Source organism: Candidatus Cloacimonadota bacterium (genome assembly GCA_020532355.1).
Taxonomy (GTDB): Bacteria; Cloacimonadota; Cloacimonadia; order Cloacimonadales; family Cloacimonadaceae; genus UBA5456.
This window is the reverse complement of the sequence record JAJBBD010000317.1, coordinates 18342-27430: the sequence shown is the minus strand read 5'-3', so window position 1 is coordinate 27430 and position 9089 is coordinate 18342. Positions and strand designations below refer to the sequence as shown.

The window sequence follows — 9089 nt, the reverse complement described above, 5'->3', positions numbered from 1 at the left end:
TTTTGCTTGGCAATAGCTTTTTCGCCCCCCATCTGAATAGTCTTCTGCTGCTTGCTCAGAAGTTTTTGGATATTCTCCTGTGTAGTATGCATCTATACCTCTTTCATTTGCAAATTGTATTGTAGTTTACAATAGAAACCAGCAGGCGTAAATTGCCTACTCCTGTCAACACAAAAATCAGCAATCGTCGAAAAATCCTCTTGTACTGTTGTTTTTGAGCATCACTTTCTTCTAACTAAAAGCATTAACTTGCCATTAGCGATAGTTTAGGTTAAGATCCTCCCGCAAATTATGGATAATCTCTGCTTAAACTATGGATTAGTAATGCTTAAAGTAATGGGTAAGAATGGTGCTTGGGTAGAACGTATCAAGTATTTTCCTGCTGTGAATGCCTAAAAATTATATATCCTGATAATTAGTATAAGCAGAATAGGTTAGATTTGATGGGTTTTAAGAGATTGGCTATACCGAGAGCCAACTGAAACTGCAAGTATTTCCCTCTTTTTGTTTAAGAATATACTTACAAAGATCGTCGGCGGGCTTCTCCTTGCGAGAATGCTCTGCTATTATCACTCCACCGGGATTTAAAATGTTGCCCTTCATAATGGATTGCAAGGTTGGGTTTATTAAGTTCTTATCGTAAGGTGGATCTAGAAATATCACGTCATAAGTATACGAGCAATCTTTAAGGTATGCCTCCACGCGTTTACGGTAAATATGGCATGAATCTGTGCAGGAAAGCAGAGTAGTGTTCTTTAGAATGGTGGCAATAGCACTATTGGCAAATTCTACAAAATCTACCCAAATTGCACCTCGAGAAAGAGCCTCCAAACCAAATGCCCCCGTTCCTGCAAAAAGATCTAAGATGCGTTTACCCTCAAAATCTTGATATGTGCTAAATATCATTTCCCGGTTAAAATCCGTTGTGGGGCGGGTAGTGAGTCCCGGCACTGAAAACAGTTTGCGTTTTTTATGCTTGCCGGCAATGATGCGGATCATGCTTTCTTTCGGCGTTTTCCCAAGCCGGGAACCTTGATTTCTAATTGAACTGGAATGGGATCAAAGTGTGGACACGAGAGTAATAATACTTTTTTTGTTTGCTTACACTTATGCCGGCATTTGAGGCAAATGCTATTGTACTTTGGACTTTGTTTGAGCATTATTCTGGAAGTTTACTTTGCAAATCCACAAACAGGTGCATGATCTCCGATACTTTGATATCGGCAAGGGAAGTATTCTTATCCCAGCGGGAAAGTACTGCTATTAACAGGTCACCCACGCTGGTTTCCCGATAGTCCTCATTTTCGTAAGCCATGTTTAACTGAGCCTGGCGTTCAATTTCATCTAAAACGCGGCTAAGCGCATCCAGCTCAGATTCATCTGCCAAAACATCTTCTTCATCAAAGATGATTTCGGTATCCTGTATCCCTTCACCTAGTTTTTCCATCGTGCGAGACATGTTGTCGAAGCCTTGATGACTAAGGATTTTAAGATATGCCAACTCTTCGGGAGTAAAGAGTTTCTCGATTCGAGAATCGTAGCGGTTTGAAGGGTCGTTCAAAATTCGGGCATGAAGCGCTTCGATCTTCTCCCGAATGGCAGCAGAAGAATCGCTTTGGGCAATTAACTCGTATGTAGCCAAAGCATCAAAGAACTGGTTTTGCTCTTCAAAGAGCTTTGCCAAGGTGGCGGTAGGTGTCCAGCCTGATCCTGATATTTTCATTGTATCTACTCCCGATTATTGAATATTTTGGGAGCAGTAAAATGTCGATGCCGTTTTGTGTCAATAGCTTTTGTGTATTTCATGCACAGAACAAGGGAAACTGCGGCAGATAAGCTTGGGGCTAGAATAATCTTTAATAAGCAAAATTATTCCCGTTCGAATATGAGCCCTATGGGGAGCTTTTGCGCATCAACCTCTCTATGCGTTTTTGAATATCTGCAAGAAGTTTGTGGTTTTGCATAAACCTTCCCCCCTCAATAAATAGTGCTCTTTTACTCAACTCCTCCGCAGCGATAAAATCCTTTTGCCTTTCCAATATCTTTGCCGCCTCTATCATGGCAACAGTATTATCTAAAGCAGCGGCTATTTGAAAACAATCCAATGCATTCTCCATCTCTTGCGCCTTTTTGTATAATAATCCTAAATCCAGAGCAATATCTGCATTAAGCTCTCCCTTTGCCATAAGATCAATCAGTACTCTGCGGGCAATATCTAAACTCCCCTGACTTTTATAGAGGAGCGCTAAAGCATGATAATCGATACGAACGTCCATGCCCCCTTCTGGAGGGTATTTACAGCCATCACATAACAGTGCAAAAAGTGCCGCAGTGTGCAAGATGTCGTGATGGTTGTGTACAAAAACACGTTTTACCATCTCGGCATCCCCAGTACTAAGGAAATTGAAATATGTCTGCGGAACGTCACCCCCAGAAATATCCAGTTCCTTATCTCTTATATGCCCTAAGATATAGAATTCTATAGTTTCCAAGGCACACGAAGGTAGCTTTCGTTTCCATAACCTACGAGCTAAATGTAACAAATCCAAATGCTCCATTGCCCTCAAATCCAACCAAATTTGATGATACAAAAGACGTGCCTCCAAAACCGGGACATCAAAGCTCTTTCCATTGAAAGTAATTAGTAGAGACCTGCTTTCCATCAATTCTTGTAAGCGTTCAAAACTGTGCTCTTCAGCATCTGGATCCGGCAGAAATATCTGCTCGACAAAGAACTGTCCCGCTTCAAAGTAGCCCAGCCCAATCATAAAAGCAAAGATTCCGCCTCTTCCCAAACCGGTGGTTTCCAAATCCAACACCAATACATCTTCCGGTTTATAGGTGGTTTCGCCAAGATTTGCCCAAGAACGTACAATATCTGGGATGAGACTTGGAAACAGCGGTAAGCCCTCAATTTTGGTGCGCAAAGGGTAGGCTTCCTTGGTAAAGAATACCGGATCGTCTCTGTGCGGTGAAAACTCTCCTTCTATAGTGCGTTTTATGCTCTCTTGCAGTAGTTCTTTTATCTCTGTGCCAAAGAGCTCTCTATCCTGATCCATGTTCAGCAAAATATCCTCATTATAATAAAGGGGCGAAAATGCTTCGCCCCGTAAATGATGATGCTTGTCGCTTAAACGATATGGCCTTTGCCAACACCGCGTACCTTGCAGCCAAGCCCTTTGTATTTATTGATCTTAACGTCGTCGAGAAAGTTCGAACAATCGATAATGAGCGGACGAGTCTTACACATGTCCACTACATCCTTTGGTTCCAAATTCTTATATTGGTTGTGACCAACGGCAAAGATCACCACTTCGCTGCCTTCTAAAATAGCGGGAAGATCTTTCTCCACAGTAACTTCTTCCAGTTCGTCCCAGTGTTCCACATAGGGATCGTGAGCACGAACGTGGGCAAGATCTTTACGTAAAAATTCTACTAAGGTTTTGGAGGGGCTATGCCTGGTATCACCAACATTTTCCAGATAAGATACCCCTAATACCGTAATGCGCAGATTCTTAACTTCTGGGATCTCGCACTTGATCAGATCGATAGTGTGTAATGGCATGGTGTCGTTGATGTTCACGCTATTAATCGCCATCGAGAGCTGTCCGGGAACATCAAACAAGGCACCCATTGCCCAATTTGCCAGTACTGGATCTTTAGTAAGACAATACCCACCTACGCCCAATGAAGGGCGCAATAAGTTGTCGTGAGTGCCCTTGCGCTTGCGAATGGCATCACGAACCTTGAAGATGTCCACTCCAATTTGCTCGGCAAAACGTGCCCATTCAAGAGTAAGCGCAATATTGGTGGCACGGTAACTGTTTTCCATAGTTTTGGCAAGTTCGCTGGCGTTAGTATTATCCAATTGAGTAAGCGGGTAGTTATCCACATCAAGTACATTGCTGAGAAATTCGCGGCACAGTTCAATACTCTTTGAGTTTACCCCAGAGAATACACGCCAGAAATCTCGAATGGAAGATACATACTTGCTTCCCGGCATCACACGCTCATAGGAGTGGGCTACCAAGGGTGGCTTTTGTGCAATGTCGATACCTCGTTTGGTAAATTCTTCCTCAAGAATAGGTTTTACTACTTTTTCGCAGGTTCCCGGAGGCACGGTTGTTTCAACCAATACCAAGCATTCGGGATTTATGTGTTGCCCCAGCATGCGAATTCCTTCACGGAAAGCAGTAATATCACAATATCCCTTCTGTGCTTCACCAAAAGCAGGTTTGGTGGCATCAAGCTGGATATCTACAACCACTACATCAACCATACCGTAAACACTGTCTTCGCTGGTTGCACGTAAGTTTTTCTTTTCCACTACGGTACGATGGAATATCTCCGGCACTTCGGGATCTGAAGAGCTTACCGGGGGCACGCCGGTATTAATAATCGGAACCTTCCAATATGAACGCTTGGAAGCGCGTTGATGCCCGTGTACAAAATAGATCGGTTGCCCATCTTTATCTGTAGCGTCTGCCACTACAGAGGCCATTACACAGCCTACAAATCCCAATCCTTGCACCGCAACAATCTTTCTGCCTTTGGCGCGTTGTTCTTTGGTGATTTCCAGTAAAAGTTTACGTTCCTGTTCATTCTCTTGTTCTGTAGGAAGAGGAAATTCTCTGCCATCGGGAGCAATTGATACTTTTAACATATTCCCGTTTCTCCTTAGGGGGCTTAATTTTCAGCATGTTCTTTAAGTTTTTCATACAAGGATTGCTGTCAAGATTTTATTGTTACTAAATGCATGCTCATAATTGATTATTGTGATGATTTATCCACACACCAGTGATTCTTACCCCAAATAGTAATGAATCAACACTAATATGAGCATACCCTTATTTGATAACGGCGGTAAGTTGTTTGCGATACACTTTACTACCGGTTTCGGGAACGGATTCCCATAGCAAGATATACAATCCTCTTTGCGCTAACTTTCCAGAGTTATGACGTCCGTTCCAATGTATCACGCCACGATCTGTCACTAATAAGTTATCGGCAAGATTTACCACCAATCTGCCATTGAGATCGTAGATTCTTAAGTTTATCCGATTTGAAATATCGGGCAGATTGTAGCTAAGCGTTAGTTGTTCACCAAATCTGGGATCGCACGGTGAGCCCAATAGCTTAAGCCGTTCTGTATGTTCCGGAAGGTCATGTGTATGCGCATCATTTGCCTCGCCCGGGCTTGGACTACCCCATCTCCACTCTGTTTGTTCATCTTGAGAGTTTAGTTTTAACAAAGACTTTCCCTGAATGCTTGATTCGTAACTAATAGTATCCAGGATTTGTTCACCCTCGTATAAGTATAAAACATCACCATCATTATTGAGGGCAGTCCAAGTGCTACTTTCTAAAACTGAAGAGGCTGGGCATTGGGGATACTCGGCAACAAAATCGTCTTTGTTTGTGCAGATTACATAGTAACCTGAAACTGGTGGCAAATTAAAACTGATATAAGCTCCAGCTTCATCTTGGATAAAGTAATCACCTTTGTGGTTAATAGGTGCAGAATAGACTTCTAACCATTCTTGTTTTCCCGGTAATGGAGCCGGAAATATCTCGCTAAACGTAGGCGGGGATCCATTGCCTTCAATACTGTAGTAACTGACGTTGTTTTCCAGATTTACATCATTCTCAAGTTCTAGGGTCATTCTAAGCAAATAGGCATCATCTGGCAGAACAAACTGTACTCTGATGCTATCGGAAGCTACCAAAGGCACAATATCTTCCTGGTGAATCATCGTTTCGGATGCATACACACTAAATTGAGCCGGATAGGGATAGTAATAGGAACCCAAATTACGTATACCCACACTAAGAATTTTTTGAGGCAGTTCTTGCATTAACTGAGGAGAATATAGTGCATAATCGGTATAAACTCTATTGGGTGAATTAGGTGTAGGGTTTTGTTCTATGATGAAATCGTTTTCACACATATTGGTATCCAAACCATCAATAGCCCTAGCTAAGGAGCAGCCTTCAGGCGCATCTGGAGCCAGACTGAAAGCTTCTGTGCCATAATCATCGGTGATCAGATTGCTGTTGGGTTCATCGTAGATAACGGTATCGGTATAGGTGCTATCGGCATTTACAAAGCGGATGGCATCGCTGGCGCTACCTCCATTTTGGAACACAAAGTCTGTATAAAACTGCGCATTAGTCATGCCCTCTCCACCAACCATCACAAAGTGTTTTGGGCGTAAAAGATAGTATGGAAACACAAATCCCAAGCTCCATTCTGCACCGCAACTATATATTTTGCAACCCGTTAGCTCTATTGTTTGATTGCTGGGATTATATAGTTCAATCCATTCTTGCTGAGCATCGGCTCCGGGAGGATCGTAGCACACTTCATTGATTACCACACTCGAGTGTAACCAAGCTATTGGTAAAAGCAGAATAACTGCGCAAAGGATGTGGGTCACGTGCCCAGTTCGAGCACCAAAGGTTTTATGTTCCAAATCTGTTCCGCATATTCCCGGATGGCTCTATCGCTGGAAAACTTACCAATACGAGCAATATTAAGGATTGCTTTTTTAACCCATTCTTCTCGGTTTGAATAGAGTTCGTCCACCATAGCTGATGTTTCGATAAATGCTCTAAAATCTGCCAAATTAAGATAGGGATCGCCATTGCTTACTAATGAGTTGAAAATTGGTGCAAAGATGCCCGGTTCATTGGGGCACCAAGAATCATCCAGTAACGAATCCACAACCCGTTTTAGCTCCGGATCGCTTTCATAATAAGTACTGGGATTATAACCGGAAGCCTTGATTTGGCTCACCTGAGTAGCGCTCAAGCCAAAGATAAACATATTCTCTTCTCCGATCTCTTCTGCCATCTCCACATTTGCACCATCCATTGTGCCGATCGTAAGCGCACCATTTAAGGCAAACTTCATATTCCCTGTCCCACTGGCTTCAAAACCTGCCGTAGATATTTGCTCAGAAAGATCTGCAGCGGGGATAATCTTCTCAGCCAGAGATACGCAATAATTCGGCAAAAACACAACTTTGAGACGATCTTTCACGTCGGGATCCTTATTGATAATATCGCCCAGATTGTTAATCAGCTTGATCAACCGTTTGGCCAAGAAATACCCCGGTGCTGCTTTACCGGCAAAAATCACGGTTCGAGGCACAAATTCAGCTTCCGGATTATCTTTGATGCGATAGTAGCGGGCAATTGTACCCATCACGTTTAGTAATTGTCGTTTATACTCGTGTAAACGTTTAATTTGTACATCAAAGATGCTATCGGTGCTCACTCGAATGCCGGTTGCACGGTAAATGTAGCGGGAAAGGCGTTTTTTATTGATTTCTTTTATTTCGAAGAAACTATCCTTAAAATAGGAATCGTCCAAATATTCTTCCAATCCCGATAAGCGAGTTAGGTCCCGTGCCCAAGAAGAACCTATATGCTCCGATATCAGGCTTGCTAAAAGCGGGTTGCAAGTAAGCAGCCACAATCTGGGTGTTATCCCGTTTGTTTTATTCTGGATCTTTCCGGGATACAGCTCTTCAAAATCTGCAAACACCCTATTCTTTAGAATCTGTGTATGCAATTTGGCTACTCCGTTTACCGCATGTGAGCCGTGAATACAAAGCTGTGCCATACGCAGGTTTTTTTCTAATCCTTCTTCGATGATGGAGATGTTACGCATTTTCATAATATCGCCAGGATACTTTGTTGCCACTTCCTGCATTATATACTCGTTAATCTGATATATAAGGACTAAATGACGTGGAAGTAGCTCTTCAAACAAGGCAACGCTCCATCGCTCCAGAGCCTCCGGCAACACAGTATGATTGGTATAGGAGAATACCTTGCGCGTAATCTCCCATGCTTTAGCAAAACTCATGCGCTCTTCATCGATAAAGATGCGCATCAGCTCCGGAATAGCCAGTGCTGGATGGGTGTCATTCAATTGGATACATATTTTATCGGCAAAGCTATCAAACCCATCGTGATCTTGTTTCCACTGAAAGAATATATCTTGCAAAGTAGCCGAAACAAAGAAATACTCTTGTTTTAGGCGCAACACTTTACCCAGATGCACGTTATCGTTAGGATACAATACTTTGCTTATATTTTCACTGATGTTTTTTTGTTCAACGGCTTTTACGTAGTCTCCACTATTGAAGTATTCAAAATCGAACTCATCGGTTGCTGTAGCTTCCCAAAGCCGCAGATTATTAACATTATCTACCTCAAATCCCGGAATAGGAAAGTCCCAAGCAACTGCCATCACGTCTTCCGTTTCCGTCCAGGCGCAAATGCGTCCATCCCCGTTTTGCTCCATTTCTTTCACTTTGCCGCCAAAACGCACTCGATATGTGATCTCCGGTCGTTTAATCTCCCAGGGACAACCGTTTTTGCGCCAGTGATCAGGGACTTCAGTTTGATAGCCATTGCGAATTTCCTGCTTAAAGATGCCAAATTCGTAGCGTATACCATATCCATATCCAGGATAGGCAGATGTGGCAAGAGAATCCATAAAACAAGCCGCAAGTCTGCCCAAACCACCATTCCCTAATCCCATATCTGGTTCCAACTCGGATATATCTTCCAAAGAATAACCCATCTCTTTGAGCATGTCGTAACCTTCGTTATACAATTCGAGGTTTATTAAACTGCTGCCTAATAATCTGCCAATAAGAAACTCCATCGAGAGATAGTAAACCTTTCTCACGTCCCGCTTCCGATACTCATATTGGGTACGCAGCCAGCGTTCAATTAAGCGGTCTCTTAGCGAAAGCCCCAAAGCATAATAAATATCCCAAGGCTCTACGGTGGTGTTATCTTTGATGAGCGAGTATTCCAGATGATGTAAAAAGCGAGTCTTTATATCGTTCGTCATTCCATCGGCATTATCCGAAAAGAAGATCGAAGTAAATTCGTTGTTGGGAATAAAACCTTCTTTCATGTAAGCTGTCCTTTAAGTAGCTAATTTTGAACTAATTTGCAAAATGGCTTTTACGGGCTTTATCTGTCAAGAAATTTCGCTAAGTATCGCACGATAAAGAACTTCTTATGTATAAATTGTCACACCAATCCGCAAATGGAGAGAATGTTCT

Annotated in this window: 6 protein-coding genes; all 6 read right to left on the bottom strand. The window is 42.6% G+C overall.

Going from position 1 to position 9089, the window contains the following annotated elements; translation table 11 throughout:
- Positions 1 to 462 precede the first annotated feature (462 nt).
- Complete coding sequence (gene rsmD / locus LHW48_10920) at positions 463 to 999, bottom strand: 16S rRNA (guanine(966)-N(2))-methyltransferase RsmD (protein ID MCB5260958.1); 537 nt, start codon at positions 997 to 999, stop codon at positions 463 to 465.
- Between the two features lie 160 nt (positions 1000 to 1159).
- Positions 1160 to 1723: a hypothetical protein gene (locus tag LHW48_10915; protein ID MCB5260957.1), complete on the bottom strand. Its 564-nt coding sequence runs from the start codon at positions 1721 to 1723 to the stop codon at positions 1160 to 1162.
- Between the two features lie 169 nt (positions 1724 to 1892).
- A complete protein-coding gene (locus tag LHW48_10910; protein ID MCB5260956.1) occupies positions 1893 to 3059 on the bottom strand; it encodes a ribonuclease H-like domain-containing protein in 1167 nt (388 codons plus the stop codon).
- Between the two features lie 71 nt (positions 3060 to 3130).
- Complete coding sequence (locus tag LHW48_10905; protein MCB5260955.1) at positions 3131 to 4663, bottom strand: nucleotide sugar dehydrogenase; 1533 nt, start codon at positions 4661 to 4663, stop codon at positions 3131 to 3133.
- A gap of 184 nt (positions 4664 to 4847) precedes the next feature.
- A complete protein-coding gene (locus tag LHW48_10900; protein MCB5260954.1) occupies positions 4848 to 6473 on the bottom strand; it encodes a lamin tail domain-containing protein in 1626 nt (541 codons plus the stop codon).
- Entirely contained in the window at positions 6434 to 8938 is a 2505-nt protein-coding gene (locus LHW48_10895) for a glycogen/starch/alpha-glucan phosphorylase (protein MCB5260953.1), read from the bottom strand. The genes LHW48_10900 and LHW48_10895 overlap by 40 nt, the downstream gene beginning before the upstream one ends.
- Positions 8939 to 9089: the final 151 nt, after the last annotated feature.

What these genes read in the sequence shown, in the direction of transcription:
- rsmD (MCB5260958.1), bottom strand. Translation starts at nt 999, where the DNA reads ATGATCCGCATCATTGCCGGCAAGCATAAAAAACGCAAACTGTTTTCA.
- LHW48_10915 (MCB5260957.1), bottom strand. Translation starts at nt 1,723, where the DNA reads ATGAAAATATCAGGATCAGGCTGGACACCTACCGCCACCTTGGCAAAG.
- LHW48_10910 (MCB5260956.1), bottom strand. Translation starts at nt 3,059, where the DNA reads ATGGATCAGGATAGAGAGCTCTTTGGCACAGAGATAAAAGAACTACTG.
- LHW48_10905 (MCB5260955.1), bottom strand. Translation starts at nt 4,663, where the DNA reads ATGTTAAAAGTATCAATTGCTCCCGATGGCAGAGAATTTCCTCTTCCT.
- LHW48_10895 (MCB5260953.1), bottom strand. Translation starts at nt 8,938, where the DNA reads ATGAAAGAAGGTTTTATTCCCAACAACGAATTTACTTCGATCTTCTTT.